The organism is Providencia sneebia DSM 19967 (assembly GCF_000314895.2).
Taxonomy (GTDB): Bacteria; Pseudomonadota; Gammaproteobacteria; order Enterobacterales; family Enterobacteriaceae; genus Providencia; species Providencia sneebia.
Genome location: NZ_CM001773.1, coordinates 2,022,117 through 2,037,734, shown reverse-complemented (window position 1 = coordinate 2,037,734; position 15,618 = coordinate 2,022,117). Strand labels below are relative to the sequence as shown.

The window sequence follows — 15,618 nt, the reverse complement described above, 5'->3', positions numbered from 1 at the left end:
TTATGCTGTGTTCTGATCCTTCCATACAATTGTCAGTTGAATATTAGTCCAGTTATTATTGAGACTAGAAATTTTAACATCCATATTACCATATTAATATTTACTATATAAATATAGATTATATAAATGAAATCATTAATTAGTTATGTGTCTCCTTAAAAATTCACATTATTTCTCACGTCACTATTAAATTATTCATAATCAGATATGATTTAAGATGGAGCATTCATATTAATTTATAATTATTTATAAATCCCCCTGCAATCGAGTAATGTTTTTTTCTAATCTAGAAAGTAACACTGAAAGTTGGTCTAATTCATCTATCGCAATATCACTTAGTATTTCTTTACGCGTATTATCAATAACTTCATCAACTGTTTTAATAAATGGTTTAGATTCATCTGTTAGCTTTATTCTTTTTGCCCTCCTATCATTCGCACAAGTATGACGTGAAATTAATTTTTTCTCCTCCAGTTGATCTAAAGTCCTCACTAATGATGGCTGTTCAATACCGATTGCTTTAGCGAGTTGGATCTGTGATTGTTCCGGTGGCAATTGGCTAATACAATGTAGCGTTTTCCAATGAGTATGCGTTAATTTCAATGGTTTCAAACGATCATCAAGCAATGTTCTCCATAGGCGAAATACTCGAGATAGATCAGTTTCTATTTGTGATTCCAATGTTCCCTCCTTATTGTAATAATCATTTTGATTAATAAATAAACCAAATTTAAATTATTCCTAAATTATATATTCACTCCTTGTCGCTATGATAATAAATTATTAAAAAAAACGTTCAAATACCTACTTATAGTGATGCTAAGATTTTTTTTCATGATTCAGATCACTAAGTACATCATTGCAATCTATATATTAAAATTAATTTCACTCATTGCAATAACATATTAGTTATCTTGTTAATAAGAATAGCCTTACTCCTCTTTCAAATCTATCTATTTTAACACTTATAGTAATTACAATTAACAATATGAAAGACAACAACCAATAATCCATTGAAAAATAAAGCGATATAGTTAATCTTAAAAAAATAACAATTATATCCGTACAATTAAGTTTTAATTATCAATTTGAATAAGTAAAAACCCATTTAAAAATAATCATATTTATTATTTTATTCTTATAAATATCAAGATTAATAATTTCAAGAGTATATATTTGACATCTGAAATGTATTCTTTTATTTTTGGTTTATTAGCAAATTGATGACTCAAAAGTCATTGTCTCAAAATATTAGAATAGTGTTTGCTGTATTGGCAGTTGTTCATCTTGTGAATTTTTGCTTGTCGCTACACGACGACTACGTTGATAACATAAACGAAGAACATTGCGTTTCTGTTCGTTTGTCAATGTAAACCACTTAAAACGTTCATCACGAGAACGAAAACAACCTATGCAGTAACCTTGTTCATTCATTTGACAAATGTTACGGCACGGGCTTTTAATTTCAAAAAATTCGAGTTGTTCTGCCATATTCATACCACCTAACGCAGATCAAGAATTAATGATATACTTCATTCACTTGATTCAATCTATCATTTGCCTAAAAAACATACCACTTTAATTGAGTTAAATATATTAGGCGCGTTATATTAATGGTTAGAATGAATTAGATTTACTCAGCGACCGACTTTAAGGGAGTTCATATGCGCTTACTACATACTATGCTACGTGTAACTGACATGCAGCGTTCAATTGATTTTTATACCAAAGTATTAGGAATGCGACTGCTACGTACTAGCGAAAATCCTGAATATAAATATTCTTTGGCTTTCGTAGGCTACAGCGATGAAAGTGAAGGTGCAGTTATTGAACTCACATATAACTGGGGTGTTGATAGCTATGACTTGGGAAATGCATACGGGCATATTGCTTTAGGTGTCGATGATGTCGCAAAAACCTGTGATGATATTCGCAGTGCAGGTGGAAATGTGACACGTGAAGCTGGCCCAGTAAAAGGTGGCACCACGATTATTGCTTTTGTTGAAGATCCTGATGGCTATAAAATTGAATTAATTGAAAATAAAAGTGCTAGCAAAGGGCTTGGTCATTAATTAGCTTCAATTTGCAGCAATTAGAGCCTGTCAGTGAGCCCATTTCGGCAGGCTCTGTACTTTATTTTGAGCTTATCTGCATGATTTTGCTAATTTTGGCATAATAAATACCAAGCAGAAATATAAATATGAAATCCTAATGTCTGATAAAAATAATCCAAACGCACTCGTCAACCGTTTCCGGGGCTATTATCCTGTCGTTATCGATGTTGAAACTGGCGGATTTAACGCCAAAACAGATGCACTACTTGAAATTGCCGCTATTACATTAAAAATGGATAAAGATGGTTGGTTATCTATTGATGAAACACTTCATTTTCATGTTGATCCTTTCGAAGGTGCCAATTTAGAGCCCTCTGCACTTGCATTTACTGGCATTGATCCTGCAAATCCCCTTCGTGGAGCAGTGAGTGAATATGAAGCATTACATGCCATTTTTAAAATGGTACGTAAAGGAATGAAAAATACTGATTGTAACCGAGCTATCATTGTTGCGCACAATGCAACTTTCGACCACAGTTTTGTGATGAATGCCGCCGAGCGTTCAGGTTTAAAACGTAACCCTTTCCATCCTTTTGCAACTTTTGATACAGCCGCTCTAAGTGGTTTAGTTTTTGGTCAAACAATTCTAGCCAAAGCTTGTGTCACTGCTGGCATCCCTTTTGATGGTAATTTAGCGCATGGCGCTTTATATGATACAAACCGCACTGCCGTTTTATTCTGCGAATTAGTGAATAAGTGGAAAAAATTAGGCGGTTGGCCACTCATGCAAGAAGAATAAAAAAAACCGTATTAGGTTGAATTATAAGTAATCAATACTAATACGGTTTCATTATCTTATCGAGCTGACAAAATTAACTTATTCTGCACTCTCGTCAGCAGGACGATATTTATCCGCTGTTTCTTTAATTAAAGATTGAAGCTCGCCACGCTGATACATTTCCATAATGATATCACATCCGCCTACAAGCTCTCCATCAACCCAAAGTTGTGGAAATGTTGGCCAATTAGCATATTTTGGTAATTCTGCACGAATATCTGGGTTTTGCAGAATATCGACATAAGCGAAACGCTCACCGCAAGCAGACAATGCTTGTACCGCTTGAGTAGAAAAACCACAGTTAGGTAGCTTCGGAGAGCCTTTCATGTACAGCAGAATTGGGTTTTCTTTAATTTGGCGTTCGATTCTTTCAATTGTCGTCATTTTGATTTACTTCCTTAAAAACAAGGGTGCTGGCTTTATAGTTGGGAAACAATTAAGTGTATTAATGCGACCAAACTAAAACAATACCAGAATAATTAAAACGCTATTGTTTCATACAATATGCTCGTTTTATAGGGGTATTACTATAACATTAATATTTGAAGTAATAAAAAGGGATATTTTATATGAAAAGGCTTCAATTTGACGAGTACCAACACTTTTTTACGTTTAGCGTGGGTGAAACGATGAGTAATTTATTAGTTATTCTTATTTCTAATAAATAGCTTATTTGAATAAAAAACGATCACATGGATAGTGACTTATCTTTATGTCAAATAAGAAAAAATTAAGGACCAATATCATTGATCCTTATTTTTATTTTGTGTATTGAAAAAATAAAATTAAAAAATCTGTGAGACAAAAATAACAATGACCGCTAATGAGCCAATAGTCGCTAATAATCCGAATTTAAAATCCGTATCCATGAATTCCCCCACTTTAAAGAACAATTTACTTGCAAATTAACCCTATACTACACATGGTTAAATGAATAAGACATAACTATTAACGAAAATTCGTATCTATCTCACAGGTTATAACATCAATTATTTCTTTTGTTTTTGCGCTAGATCAGACAAAATCGATTACAATTCGCTAAATCATTGCCAGTAAAGACGATATGCCTCAATATACCGGAAATTTTCAATTTATAGGGTGTTGATCAAATTTAGCCAGCTGGTTTACCTCGTTCACTAAGCTAGTGCTTATTTTTATTTATCGTCGACATATATAAGTTGAATTGTTTGATATATATACTGGTAACTTTTAATAAAAATTTATAACAAGACCGCTTAATTGGTCAGGAGTTTTTTTACCCCATGGCAACGATTAAAGATGTGGCGAAACGCGCTGGCGTGTCGACTACAACCGTATCCCATGTAATAAATAAAACACGCTTCGTAGCCGATGATACAAAAGCTGCGGTTTGGGCTGCGATAAAAGAACTCAATTACTCACCTAGTGCTGTTGCACGTAGCTTAAAAGTTAATCACACTAAGTCAATTGGTTTACTCGCGACATCAAGTGAAGCACCTTATTTTGCCGAAGTGATCGAGTCCGTAGAAAACAGCTGTTATGAAAAAGGTTATACCCTAATTTTATGTAATTCACATAATAACCTAGGGAAACAACAAGCTTATCTGCAAATGTTAGCTCAAAAACGTGTTGATGGACTATTAGTCATGTGTTCTGAATACCCTGAAAAATTAATTAGCATGTTGGAAGATTACCGTAATATTCCAATGGTGGTTATGGATTGGGGGACTTCTCGAGGTGATTTTACCGACAGTATTATTGATAATTCGTTTCATGGCGGGTACCTAGCAGGTCGCTACTTAATTGACCGTGGCCACAGAGATATCGGTGTTATCCCGGGTTCACTTGAACGAAATACAGGAATTGGCCGTCTAACGGGCTTTAAAAAAGCCATGGAAGAAGCCAAAATCCAATTACGTGATGAATGGATTGTCCAAGGCGATTTTGAGCCAGAATCCGGTTATAAAGCGATGATGCAAATATTAAGTCATAAGCAACGACCAACTGCCGTTTTCTGTGGTGGTGACATTATGGCAATGGGCGCAATTTGTGCTGCTGACGAAATGGGCTTACGCGTTCCGCAAGATATCTCAATTATTGGTTACGATAATGTGCGAAATGCGCGTTATTTCACGCCAGCTCTAACCACTATTCATCAACCAAAAGAGCGTTTAGGTCAAATGGCATTCACCATGTTATTAGATAGGATTGTCAATAAACGCGAAGATGCACAAACGATTGAAGTGCATCCGCGGTTAGTTGAACGTCGCTCCGTCGCTGATGGGCCATTTATCGATTATCGTCGCTAAATGATCAAAATAACTACATGCACAAAAATCTATGGAGCTAACCATTCTGCATTGAGTGTTTCACTATCTCCTAAATAATCGAGTAACCAACTCAATGCAGGTGAGGTATTTTTTTCTACCCAAGTTAAACAACAAGGACTTGGCGGAAAAGGTTGAGATAAAGGCAATTTAATAAGTTGCCCATCTCGACATAATGGCTCTGCCCGATGTTCAGGTATCATTCCAACACATAACCCATTCTTTAAGCAGGCAATTCCATTTTCCCATAATGGAACAACTAATCGTTGCTGGTTATCGAGCGCCCAAGTATCACGCTTAGGTAAATTTCGGGATGTATCTTCCAAACATAAGCTGGGGTATTTACGCATTTGATCATCCGTTAATAAACCTTCTTTTTTGGCTAATGGATGTTCTGGACTTGCAACACACCACCAAGACATAAAACCCATATCGCGAAAACTATAACGTTCGCCAATAGGCGAAGCACGCGTTGCGCCAATTGCAACATCCACTCGACCATCTGCAAGTGCATCCCATACACCATTAAAAACTTCAGGATGTATATAAAGCTCAATATCAGGAAAATGACGATAAAAATCTAAAATTAATTGTTCTGTTCTTTGAGGTTTAACAATGCAATCAACTGCAATACTGAACTGTCCACGCCAGCCGTTCGCAGCTTGCTGACATTGATGTCTTGTTTGATTCATTTTTTTGATGACAGCTCGACTTTGTTTCAGGAAAATCTCACCAGCTTCAGTTAAGGCAACATCACGATGACGTCGTTCAAAAAGCGGTACAGCAAGCCACTCTTCAACTTGCTTTACTGTGTAACTAATTGCGGAGGGAACACGATGCAACTCTTCAGCCGCACCACTAAAACTTCCTGTTCTAGCAACAGCATCAATAACTTCAAGCGCATGATCTGACCACATAGATTTACCCTTCAAAAAATTTGATAGCACGATCCAAATATTACCGTTTCACAATGTAAAAAAACAGCTTATACAATAGGGATCTGTTAACAATTTTGTAAATTTTGATTAAGTAAGCTGCCATGACAAAGACTGTGACCAAAAACTCTCCCGGTTTTATCCTTTACCTTGCAGGATTGAGTATGCTGGGGTTCTTAGCTATCGATATGTATTTACCCACTTTTGGTTCAATGCAAACAGCCTTGAATACCTCTGAAGGCTCCATTAGTGCTTCATTAAGCATTTTCTTAGCGGGCTTTGCATTTGCCCAACTATTATGGGGGCCTCTATCTGATAAACTAGGACGCAAACCGATATTAATTATCGGGTTATCAATCTTCATTCTTAGCTGTTTGGGCATTTTGTGGGTAACAAATGCGACACAACTGCTCGTTTTACGTTTTTTACAAGCTGTTGGTGTATGTAGCGCTGCCGTTCTTTGGCAAGCTCTCGTGATTGATCGCTACGATGCCGCTAGTACCCAAAAAGTCTTTGCCTCTATTATGCCTCTAGTTGCCCTTTCCCCTGCCCTTGCACCGCTACTTGGCGCATGGACATTAGAACATTATGAATGGGAAATTATCTTCATCATATTAATGGCAGTTGGTATTTTATTACTCATTCCAACACTATTCTTGAAAAAAATGGTTACAAAAAATGTCTCGAATGAAACATCAACTAAACAATCTATTTCTTTCTTCAAAATATTACGGTCACCTCTATTTAACGGTAATGTTTTAATTTATGCATCTTGTAGTGCTGGATTTTTTGCTTGGCTCACAGGTTCACCTTTTATTTTACGTAATATGGGATTCAACCCAGCAGATATAGGATTAAGTTACATTCCGCAAACTCTTGCATTTATTATTGGTGGTTATGGCTGTCGATTTATTTTAATAAAAATCCGAGCTGAAATATTATTCCCAATATTACTGCTTGGTTATGCAGTTAGTATGATAATTCTATTTTTGATGGCAATTTACAGCCATCCATCTTTAACCATGATCTTAATTCCATTTTGTTTCATGGCTGCAATGAATGGTGCTTCTTATCCTATCGCCGTGTCAAAAGCGCTCAGTGCCTATCCTCAAGCAAGTGGTAAAGCGGCTGCTTTACAGAATTCACTTCAGCTTGGGTTATGTTTCCTTGCCAGTATGTTAGTGTCAGCGCTACCGTTTGATCCACTACTTTCCACAACAGGGGTAATGGCAATAACAGTTATTCCAATGATTATTGGTTATTTAGTACAACGAATAGCGCCTTCTACTAATAAAGTCAAAATTCAAACAAAATATCAGACTGAATAACTATTTTATATTTAGCCATTACCCTGTAGTGGCTAATTTCGACGCTAAAAAATAGTAAAGCATCTTTAATCAAAGATTAAATCGTATTAAGATTATCTTATTGAGGTGTTTTATTGCATTTCTTCCACTTTCTCATCAAAGTGACATTTTTCGCCATTGTTAAATAAAATAATCACTTCTATACTCGGCTATAACATATAGTCCGAAGTGATTTTTGAGTTAATACAATGATTATTTAAAACTCAGGCCGCAACGGTATTATTGCGCGCCTGTCTTTGTGAAGCTAATTCTTCGCAACCCCTACACTTCAGTAAGCTGAAAATACTATCTCAAAAATCTTCGTCTCAAGTTGGAGAGCATATGAGCACGTGTGTAGATGAAACAAAAAACAAAGTTTCAAATTGGCAACGAATTGCAGAGTCTTTATTAAGTCAAGCAGGGATAGAGGTCAATGGTTCTCGCCCGTTTGATATCCAAGTCCACAATACCGACTTTTATAAAAGAGTATTGCAAAAAGGCTCGCTGGGACTTGGTGAAAGTTATATGGATGGTTGGTGGGATTGTGAACGACTAGACCTGTTTTTTTATAAGGTATTGCTTGCCAAACTCGATACGAAATTGCCAAACAACTTAACTGACATAATGAAAGTTGCAATGGCGCGTTTACGGAATTTACAAACACAAAAACGTTCATGGATTGTCGGTGAAGAACATTATGATTTAGGTAATGATCTTTTCACTCTCATGTTAGACCCTTATATGCAATATTCTTGCGGCTACTGGGATAATGCGACCACGCTTGAACAAGCTCAGATTAATAAATTGGATCTTATTTGTCGTAAATTACAATTAGAGCCAGGAATGCGCTTATTAGATATAGGCTGTGGCTGGGGTGGACTTAGTGCTTATGCAGCTCAACATTATGGTGTTTCAGTAACTGGCGTGACGATATCTAAAGAGCAGCAAAAACTCGCTCAAGAAAGATGTAAAGATCTTGATGTTAATATCATCTTGCAAGATTATCGCGAGTTAAATGATCAATTTGATAGAATTGTTTCTGTTGGGATGTTTGAACACGTAGGCCCGAAAAACTACGATACTTATTTTGATGTTGCACGCCGTAATATAAAAGAAGACGGCTTATTTTTACTCCATACCATTGGCTCAAATAAAAATAAGGTCAATGTTGATTCATGGATTGGAAAATATATATTCCCAAATGGTGTATTACCTTCTATTCAAAATATCGGCCATTCTAGTGAAGGCAAATTTATTATGGAAGATTGGCATAATTTCGGTTCTGATTATGATAAAACGCTTATGGCATGGTATGAGCGCTTTTTAAATAATTGGGATGAATTAAGTGGCAACTATACACCACGTTTTAAACGCATGTTTAGCTATTATTTGAATTCATGTGCAGGCGCTTTCCGCGCTAGAGATATTCAATTATGGCAAATATTGTGGAGCCCAAATGGCGTTAGTGGTGGAATTAGAGTTCCAAGATAAGCCATAAAAATAGTGTAATTTTAATGATATATAACTACTAGCTTGTCTCTTTAAGCTGCATAATTTACTGCCTAATCAATATATCATTAGCTATATCAATAAGGGTCACATTGCTTTAATGTGACCCTTACTTATCTATAATACAGTTTGTCATTAATACTGAGATGCTTAACATTCCTCAAGTTATTTTAACTCACTATTTTTCACTATAATTTTAGTAGTATTTCCTAAATGAAAAGAGTACTTTAGGTCTTCGTTCCAAATAGGATCTATGTAATATCGTATTTAATAGTACTGTTGTATTATTTTTTATTAACCTTATTGCTAATTAACGTTATTATCAGCCAATTAAATAATTATTAGTGAAAACTATGCTCAGACAGTATTATCCTCCCATTGAAATTAGTGGTTTTATTAGCTCAATCTTGATCATTAATAAATTCACTACGCCAATTAAAATCTATCCTGGCACTGGGGCGGAAATATGGATTTCAACTAGCGATCTTTGCCTTTTGACTGATAGCCATCAAACTGTCAGCCAATATCAGCTAGTTATCCCACGAATTAACACATTCACTGCAAAACCCAATAATGCAAAAGTCATTGTGATACTGGTTAGGCATGATGCAGTTCGGTTCTTATTACCAGAACGCACCCTTATTTACACAGATAAACCAACCGCACTGGCTAATATTTGGCAAAATCCATGGTATGAAGAGTTAGCACGCGCCTCATTTAAAGGCTTACTTGAGTGTTTCATAGAAACAAAACAATCAAAAAAAACGCAATTAGTTGATGAAATTTTATCAATTCTATATCGCACCCCTACAAAAAAAATTAACGATATCGCTGATGAAATTGGATATAGCTCACGTTTCATACAAAAAGAATTTTTAAAAGAATATGGAATTACCCCGAAAAGATACCAAATCAACTGCCGTTTAGAGCAACTTCTAAAAGCGATGCTCAAAGAACAAGACACCTATCGTTGGCTAGAAACGGGTTATTACGACCAATCACACTTTTACCGAGATTTTAAACGTTACTTCACCATGACACCTTCTGAATTTATGAAATCTACTTATTCGTTTTTTTACAATACAAAAATAAAGCGGCGACTAAGATAGTTCCTAATTCACAAAAGGAGAAATGGAATGAGTATTACAATATACGCACAAATTACTACGGAAAATAAAAGTGAATTTCTGACTAAAGATATCCTTAAAGATTTTGTAAAACAAAGCCGCCGGGAACGCGGTTGTTTACAATATGATTTATTTACCAAAGAGAATGGTTATATTATCTTTGAAGAATGGGAAGATAATGCGGCTTTTGAACTCCATAAAAAATCACTGCATTTCCAGCGATTAACTGAAGCAATTCAAAGAGATAATGCGCGGATCTATATTAATTTTAGTGAAAAAGTGGGCAGCTGATACGACTAAAAGATCCCCTTTAAAATCTAGTTTATCTTTCTATTCAAAGCTATAGCACTAATTTAATATTAAAAATGTGCTATAGCTTTACCATTCAGTCATCTGACGATTCGTTACACAATCTATTGGCCAAATTGCACTTATAACTTGCGTATTAAACTATTACCTTACTGCTGCTCTTCTTGGATTTTGGCTATAGATGCCATTTTTTCTTGTTCTTTTTGTTGTAAAACACGTTCTACAGTATCAACAATAGCTTGAGTTTGTGGATCTATTTCGATATTAACCTTATGGCCTAAGCGTTTTTTACCCAATGTTGTCCGAGCAATGGTTTCTGGAATTAAGTGGACACAAAAACGGTTATTAATAACATCACCTACAGTTAAACTGATGCCATCAATTGCCACGAATCCCTTATGCAAAATATATTTCATGAGCGACTTATCATAAATAGACAGCCATATTTGATGGTTATCTTCTGATGTAAAGATCTTGCTAATTTCAGCGGTCGTCACAATATGCCCTGAAACAACATGCCCACCTATTTCATCACCATATTTCGCAGCTCTTTCTATATTAACCACATCCCCAGCTTGTAATTCACCAAGATTCGTCAGTCTGAGCGTTTCTTTTATTAAATCAAAACTGACTTTCTCACCATCGATATTTGTTACCGTTAAGCAGCAACCATTATGTGCAACAGAAGCGCCCGTTTCTAAACCAACAAGTAATTCTGGCGTAAATTTCATCACATGAGTGCGAAAATTCGTTCTTTCTATAACCTCAATAATCGGGGCTGTGCCCTGTACAATGCCTGTAAACATACTCACCTCAATGCAATGAATTAATTTATGCCAGTTTACCTGACATTTTTTGCAGATCTACTTAATTTGAGCGATCTGACTTAGCGAATCATCTCCTATTCAAGGAGAAAAAATATATCTATTGATAAACGTATTTTGCAACATTTATCTGTAACTAACATTGGCTAAACTTATTAAAAAGGATAGAATATACGGTCTACAGTAACTAATTGATTTATCAAAAATCATTAGCATTTTATCTGTATTTACCATAATTTAAGTTACGTCTATATAGCAAGCAATAAAAAATAGCTTATGGTGTTTTTGGTGGCTAATTGAAGAAATGAAAATGGCGCGAGTAATTGCCAAAATTAGTCGTAACTTAAAAATGGTAAATATTACAATTTTACTAAAAATTATTTAATTACTCTAAAGGTGTATGCGTGCAGAAATACTTCACAGAAGCGCGTAGCTTGCTAGCTCTTGGCATCCCTATCATTCTTGCTCAATTTTCACAAACTGCAATGGGATTTGTGGATACGGTTATGGCAGGAAGTGTTAGCGAAACTGAGATGTCAGCGGTTGCAGTCGGCTTTTCTATTTGGCTGCCAGCGATTCTTTTTGGTCAGGGATTATTAATGGCATTAACGCCAATTGTCGCTCAAATGAATGGATCAGGTCGCCGTAATTTAATTGGTAACCAAATCCAGCAAGGGCTATGGTTAGCGCTATTTTTATCTCTTGGTGTGATCCTTCTTCTTTATAACAGCAAATTGATTATTAGCAACATGCCGCACATTGATCAAGAATTAGCGGATAAGGCGGTCCGATTCTTACATGCAATCATGTGGGGTGCTCCAGGCTATCTATTCTATCAAGTTTATCGTAGTCAATGTGAAGGCCTCTCCAAAACCAAACCGGGTATGGTAATCGGGTTTCTGGGGTTGATGGTTAATATTCCAATTAACTATATTTTCATTTATGGCCATTTTGGTGCACCTGCATTGGGTGGCGTTGGTTGTGGTGTTGCAACTGCATCAGTTTATTGGGTCATGTGTGTCTTAATGCGCAGTTATGTCCGACGTGCAGCATCTCAACGAGATATTAAAGCAACTACCCGCTTTGCCTCCCCTAACCCACAAATTATGAAGCGTATTTTTGTGTTAGGCGCACCGATTGGGCTAGCATTATTCTTTGAAGTTACCCTATTTGCTGTTGTCGCACTATTAGTTGCACCGCTTGGTGTTGTTGCTGTGGCGGGTCACCAAGTTGCGCTTAACTTTAGCTCAGTCATGTTTATGTTCCCATTATCTCTTGGTATCGCGGCAACGATCCGTGTCGGCTATAACCTTGGTCAACAATCAACAGAAGCGGCAAAAGTTTCATCTTATACAAGTTTAGCGGTCGGTTTATTAATTGCTTGTTTCACCGCAATTCTAACCGTGACTCTTCGAGAGCCAATTGCGCTTATGTATAATAAAAATCCTGAAGTTGTCGTTTTGGCTTCTAGTTTGATGCTACTGGCCGCTCTTTACCAATTATCAGATTCCGTCCAAGTTATTGGTGCAGGAATTCTTAGAGGTTATAAAGATACGCGATCTATTTTCTTTATTACCTTCACGGCGTATTGGTTATTAGGATTACCCGCGGGTTATATTTTAGCTTTGACTGATTTGATTTTCCCGGCAATGGGCCCTAAAGGTTTTTGGATTGGTTTTGTCATTGGTTTGAGTGCAGCTGCAATCGGAATGGCAACGCGGATCATATGGATACATAAACAACCTGATAATGTTGTTCTATTACGTTCAACCCGTTAATTGATAGTAGAATAAACAAAATATATACAAAGGGGATGTATTTTCGCCAAGGGCGCTTTAAATACGAGCAAACTCGCACGAAAATACATTTTTCCCCTTGCCAGAACCTCAACAGAAAGTTAATATTCGTTCCCGTTGTCACCTAAGACACTTTTGAAGCGCGTCCGTAGCTCAGTTGGTTAGAGCACCACCTTGACATGGTGGGGGTCGGTAGTTCGAGTCTACTCGGACGCACCATTTCAAAGTGTCATCGATAGCAAAATGCGTCCGTAGCTCAGTTGGTTAGAGCACCACCTTGACATGGTGGGGGTCGGTAGTTCGAGTCTACTCGGACGCACCATTTCRAGGTGTCATCRATAKCAAAATGCGTCCGTAGCTCAGTTGGTTAGAGCACCACCTTGACATGGTGGGGGTCGGTAGTTCGAGTCTACTCGGACGCACCATTTCGAGGTGTCATCAATATCAAAATGCGTCCGTAGCTCAGTTGGTTAGAGCACCACCTTGACATGGTGGGGGTCGGTAGTTCGAGTCTACTCGGACGCACCATTCTCTTTTCTTACATCGAATTATCTTTCTCTTATCTCTTTTCCATCTTAGTTAAAGATCCAAGAACATAATGTTGCGCAATTATTGCTTAAAATTCAGCCATTGTTATGCTTGAACCTTTTTCATCACTCAATTTCATAAAATTTGATTTGTCTCACAGTTTTTTGTTGTCTATAATAAACGCACCTGCTGAAAGGTTTCATCAAAAATAAATCAGTTAGTTAGCATCGACGGGATAGATTATACTCATAACAACCACAATAAAAATTGGGATCTAACTCACAAAAAAAACGCATTAAACACCAGACTGTCGCCTATTCTTAATATTAAACTGATTGCGCAACAACTGATAACCAGTTTGCGTTTTTAGAATCGACGACAATACCGATTTCCTTTATAACCATTAAATAGACTGCCATGAAAAAGACAAAAATTGTTTGTACCATTGGTCCAAAAACCGAGTCAGAAGAAAAATTAAATCAACTTCTCGATGCAGGCATGAATGTTATGCGCCTGAATTTCTCTCACGGCGATTATGACGAACACGGTCAACGTATCAAAAATCTTCGCGCAGTCTGCGCAAAAACAGGTAAGCAAGCCGCTATCCTTCTTGATACTAAAGGACCTGAAATCCGTACCATGAAACTTGAAGGTGGTAATGATGTTTCATTGGTCGCAGGTCAAACCTTTGCATTTACAACCGATACTTCCGTTATTGGTAATAAAGATAGAGTTGCTGTGACTTACCCTGGTCTGACTAACGACTTGAATGCTGGTGATACCGTCCTAGTTGATGATGGTTTGATTGGGATGAAGGTAAAAGATGTCACTGCAACAGAAGTCATTTGTGAAGTCTTAAATAATGGTGATTTAGGCGAGAAAAAAGGCGTTAACCTGCCAGGTGTTTCTATTGGTCTACCTGCTCTTGCTGATAAAGATAAAGAAGATTTGGTCTTTGGTTGCGAACAAGGTGTTGATTTCGTTGCTGCATCTTTTATTCGTAAACGTTCTGATGTTGAAGAAATTCGTGCTCACCTGAAAAAGCATGGCGGCGAAAATATCCAGATTATTTCTAAGATTGAAAACCAAGAAGGTTTGAACAATTTCGATGAAATCTTAGAAGCTTCTGACGGCATCATGGTTGCTCGTGGTGACCTCGGTGTTGAAATTCCAGTTGAAGAAGTTATCTTTGCACAAAAAATGATGATTGAAAAATGCGTTTTAGCGCGCAAAGTTGTTATTACTGCGACTCAAATGCTAGATTCAATGATCAAAAACCCGCGCCCTACTCGCGCTGAAGCGGGCGACGTAGCAAACGCCATCCTTGATGGTACTGATGCGGTCATGCTATCCGGTGAAAGTGCTAAAGGTAAATATCCTGTTGAAGCGGTTACCATCATGGCCACTATCTGTGAACGTACTGATCGCGTTATGCACAGCCGTATTGACACTCAGAAACCAGGCCAACGTCTTCGTGTTACTGAAGCAGTTTGCCGCGGTGCTGTAGAAATGTCAGAAAAACTGGAAGTTCCTCTGATTGTTGTAGCAACTTTTGGTGGTAAATCTGCGAAATCAGTTCGTAAATACTTCCCAACTGCACCCATTCTAGCATTAACAACCAATGAAGAAACTGCACGTCAACTTCTTCTGGTTAAAGGTGTTATTCCAGTTATGATCAAAGGTTTCATCTCAACTGATGATTTCTATCGTGAAGGTAAACGCGCGGCTTTAAATAGTGGTTTAGCCAAAGAAGGCGATGCTGTTGTCATGGTATCAGGTTCACTTGTTCCAAGTGGAACAACAAACACTTCTTCAGTGCATATTCTGTAATTTAAAACACATCGATATTAATATCAGATAAAAACGGGAAATGATTTCCCGTTTTTTTTGCTTATCAAAAAGCAATGATTTTATTTATCTCTCTGCTTTTTAATAATTGATTTTAGCTATCCCAAAGCCAATTCATAATTTTCATTTTATATTGATGGCATCATATTAGGTCTGTTTTCATTTTGACATAAAATGCTTTCTTTAGCACATTTGTCA

At 36.8% G+C, this 15,618-nt stretch carries 15 protein-coding genes and 4 tRNA genes; 13 read left to right on the top strand and 6 right to left on the bottom strand.

Annotated features, from left to right (window positions below; genetic code table 11):
• Positions 1-246 precede the first annotated feature (246 nt).
• Both slyA and OO7_RS08395 read right to left on the bottom strand, forming a co-directional pair.
• Positions 247-681, bottom strand: coding sequence for a transcriptional regulator SlyA (gene slyA / locus OO7_RS08400; RefSeq protein WP_008915521.1), 435 nt, complete (start codon positions 679-681; stop codon positions 247-249).
• Between the two features lie 570 nt (positions 682-1,251).
• Positions 1,252-1,491, bottom strand: coding sequence for a DUF1289 domain-containing protein (locus OO7_RS08395; protein WP_008915520.1), 240 nt, complete (start codon positions 1,489-1,491; stop codon positions 1,252-1,254).
• A 173-nt stretch (positions 1,492-1,664) separates the two neighbouring features.
• Here OO7_RS08395 and gloA point away from each other — a divergent pair, with 173 nt between their 5' ends.
• Both gloA and rnt read left to right on the top strand, forming a co-directional pair.
• Complete coding sequence (gene gloA, locus OO7_RS08390; protein ID WP_008915519.1) at positions 1,665-2,072, top strand: lactoylglutathione lyase; 408 nt, start codon at positions 1,665-1,667, stop codon at positions 2,070-2,072.
• Positions 2,073-2,211: 139 nt separating this feature from the next.
• The gene (gene rnt, locus OO7_RS08385) at positions 2,212-2,853 is read left to right on the top strand and encodes a ribonuclease T (protein ID WP_008915518.1); all 642 of its coding nucleotides are present in this window, start codon (positions 2,212-2,214) and stop codon (positions 2,851-2,853) included.
• Positions 2,854-2,931: 78 nt separating this feature from the next.
• On the opposite strand, the gene OO7_RS08380 is transcribed toward rnt, so the two are convergent.
• Both OO7_RS08380 and cydH read right to left on the bottom strand, forming a co-directional pair.
• Entirely contained in the window at positions 2,932-3,276 is a 345-nt protein-coding gene (locus tag OO7_RS08380; protein WP_008915517.1) for a Grx4 family monothiol glutaredoxin, read from the bottom strand.
• Positions 3,277-3,677: 401 nt separating this feature from the next.
• Positions 3,678-3,761 (bottom strand): cytochrome bd-I oxidase subunit CydH, encoded by an 84-nt coding sequence (cydH, locus tag OO7_RS17625; protein ID WP_419177244.1) that lies wholly within the window; start codon positions 3,759-3,761, stop codon positions 3,678-3,680.
• Between the two features lie 393 nt (positions 3,762-4,154).
• Between cydH and purR the strand changes: the two genes are divergently transcribed.
• Positions 4,155-5,180, top strand: coding sequence for an HTH-type transcriptional repressor PurR (gene purR, locus OO7_RS08375; RefSeq protein WP_008915516.1), 1,026 nt, complete (start codon positions 4,155-4,157; stop codon positions 5,178-5,180).
• 29 nt (positions 5,181-5,209) lie between these two features.
• Here the strand turns inward: purR and punR are convergent, their stop codons facing one another.
• Positions 5,210-6,115, bottom strand: a complete 906-nt coding sequence (punR, locus tag OO7_RS08370) for a DNA-binding transcriptional activator PunR (RefSeq protein WP_008915515.1) — start codon at positions 6,113-6,115, stop codon at positions 5,210-5,212.
• A gap of 122 nt (positions 6,116-6,237) precedes the next feature.
• On the opposite strand from punR, the gene punC reads away from it, so the two are divergent.
• The 4 genes from punC (at position 6,238) to OO7_RS08350 (ending at position 10,406) form a co-directional block, all read left to right on the top strand.
• Complete coding sequence (punC, locus tag OO7_RS08365; RefSeq protein WP_043892683.1) at positions 6,238-7,461, top strand: purine nucleoside transporter PunC; 1,224 nt, start codon at positions 6,238-6,240, stop codon at positions 7,459-7,461.
• Between the two features lie 360 nt (positions 7,462-7,821).
• A complete protein-coding gene (gene cfa, locus OO7_RS08360) occupies positions 7,822-8,970 on the top strand; it encodes a cyclopropane fatty acyl phospholipid synthase (protein ID WP_008915513.1) in 1,149 nt (382 codons plus the stop codon).
• Between the two features lie 371 nt (positions 8,971-9,341).
• Positions 9,342-10,097 carry a helix-turn-helix transcriptional regulator gene (locus OO7_RS08355; protein ID WP_008915512.1) on the top strand — a complete coding sequence of 252 codons (756 nt, stop codon included), beginning with the start codon at positions 9,342-9,344 and terminating at the stop codon, positions 10,095-10,097.
• A 27-nt stretch (positions 10,098-10,124) separates the two neighbouring features.
• Positions 10,125-10,406 carry a putative quinol monooxygenase gene (locus tag OO7_RS08350; protein WP_008915511.1) on the top strand — a complete coding sequence of 94 codons (282 nt, stop codon included), beginning with the start codon at positions 10,125-10,127 and terminating at the stop codon, positions 10,404-10,406.
• Between the two features lie 167 nt (positions 10,407-10,573).
• Here the strand turns inward: OO7_RS08350 and OO7_RS08345 are convergent, their stop codons facing one another.
• A complete protein-coding gene (locus tag OO7_RS08345) occupies positions 10,574-11,230 on the bottom strand; it encodes a riboflavin synthase (RefSeq protein ID WP_008915510.1) in 657 nt (218 codons plus the stop codon).
• Positions 11,231-11,652: 422 nt separating this feature from the next.
• Here OO7_RS08345 and OO7_RS08340 point away from each other — a divergent pair, with 422 nt between their 5' ends.
• The 6 genes from OO7_RS08340 to pykF all read left to right on the top strand — a co-directional run bounded on the left by OO7_RS08340 (position 11,653) and on the right by pykF (position 15,402).
• Positions 11,653-13,026, top strand: coding sequence for an MATE family efflux transporter (locus tag OO7_RS08340; protein WP_008915509.1), 1,374 nt, complete (start codon positions 11,653-11,655; stop codon positions 13,024-13,026).
• A 160-nt stretch (positions 13,027-13,186) separates the two neighbouring features.
• A tRNA-Val gene (locus OO7_RS08335) sits at positions 13,187-13,263 on the top strand.
• Positions 13,264-13,289: 26 nt separating this feature from the next.
• Positions 13,290-13,366 (top strand) — tRNA-Val (locus tag OO7_RS08330).
• A 26-nt stretch (positions 13,367-13,392) separates the two neighbouring features.
• A tRNA-Val gene (locus OO7_RS08325) sits at positions 13,393-13,469 on the top strand.
• Between the two features lie 26 nt (positions 13,470-13,495).
• Positions 13,496-13,572 (top strand) — tRNA-Val (locus OO7_RS08320).
• A 417-nt stretch (positions 13,573-13,989) separates the two neighbouring features.
• On the top strand, positions 13,990-15,402 hold the full coding sequence (pykF, locus tag OO7_RS08315; RefSeq protein WP_008915508.1) for a pyruvate kinase PykF: 1,413 nt from the start codon (positions 13,990-13,992) through the stop codon (positions 15,400-15,402).
• Positions 15,403-15,618: the final 216 nt, after the last annotated feature.

Bases quoted from the DNA above. Each gene is read 5' to 3' on its own strand.
- OO7_RS08395 (WP_008915520.1), bottom strand. From the start codon at position 1,491: ATGGCAGAACAACTCGAATTTTTTGAAATTAAAAGCCCGTGCCGTAAC.
- gloA (WP_008915519.1), top strand. From the start codon at position 1,665: ATGCGCTTACTACATACTATGCTACGTGTAACTGACATGCAGCGTTCA.
- rnt (WP_008915518.1), top strand. From the start codon at position 2,212: ATGTCTGATAAAAATAATCCAAACGCACTCGTCAACCGTTTCCGGGGC.
- OO7_RS08380 (WP_008915517.1), bottom strand. From the start codon at position 3,276: ATGACGACAATTGAAAGAATCGAACGCCAAATTAAAGAAAACCCAATT.
- cydH (WP_419177244.1), bottom strand. From the start codon at position 3,761: ATGGATACGGATTTTAAATTCGGATTATTAGCGACTATTGGCTCATTA.
- purR (WP_008915516.1), top strand. From the start codon at position 4,155: ATGGCAACGATTAAAGATGTGGCGAAACGCGCTGGCGTGTCGACTACA.
- punR (WP_008915515.1), bottom strand. From the start codon at position 6,115: ATGTGGTCAGATCATGCGCTTGAAGTTATTGATGCTGTTGCTAGAACA.
- punC (WP_043892683.1), top strand. From the start codon at position 6,238: ATGACAAAGACTGTGACCAAAAACTCTCCCGGTTTTATCCTTTACCTT.
- cfa (WP_008915513.1), top strand. From the start codon at position 7,822: ATGAGCACGTGTGTAGATGAAACAAAAAACAAAGTTTCAAATTGGCAA.
- OO7_RS08355 (WP_008915512.1), top strand. From the start codon at position 9,342: ATGCTCAGACAGTATTATCCTCCCATTGAAATTAGTGGTTTTATTAGC.
- OO7_RS08350 (WP_008915511.1), top strand. From the start codon at position 10,125: ATGAGTATTACAATATACGCACAAATTACTACGGAAAATAAAAGTGAA.
- OO7_RS08345 (WP_008915510.1), bottom strand. From the start codon at position 11,230: ATGTTTACAGGCATTGTACAGGGCACAGCCCCGATTATTGAGGTTATA.
- pykF (WP_008915508.1), top strand. From the start codon at position 13,990: ATGAAAAAGACAAAAATTGTTTGTACCATTGGTCCAAAAACCGAGTCA.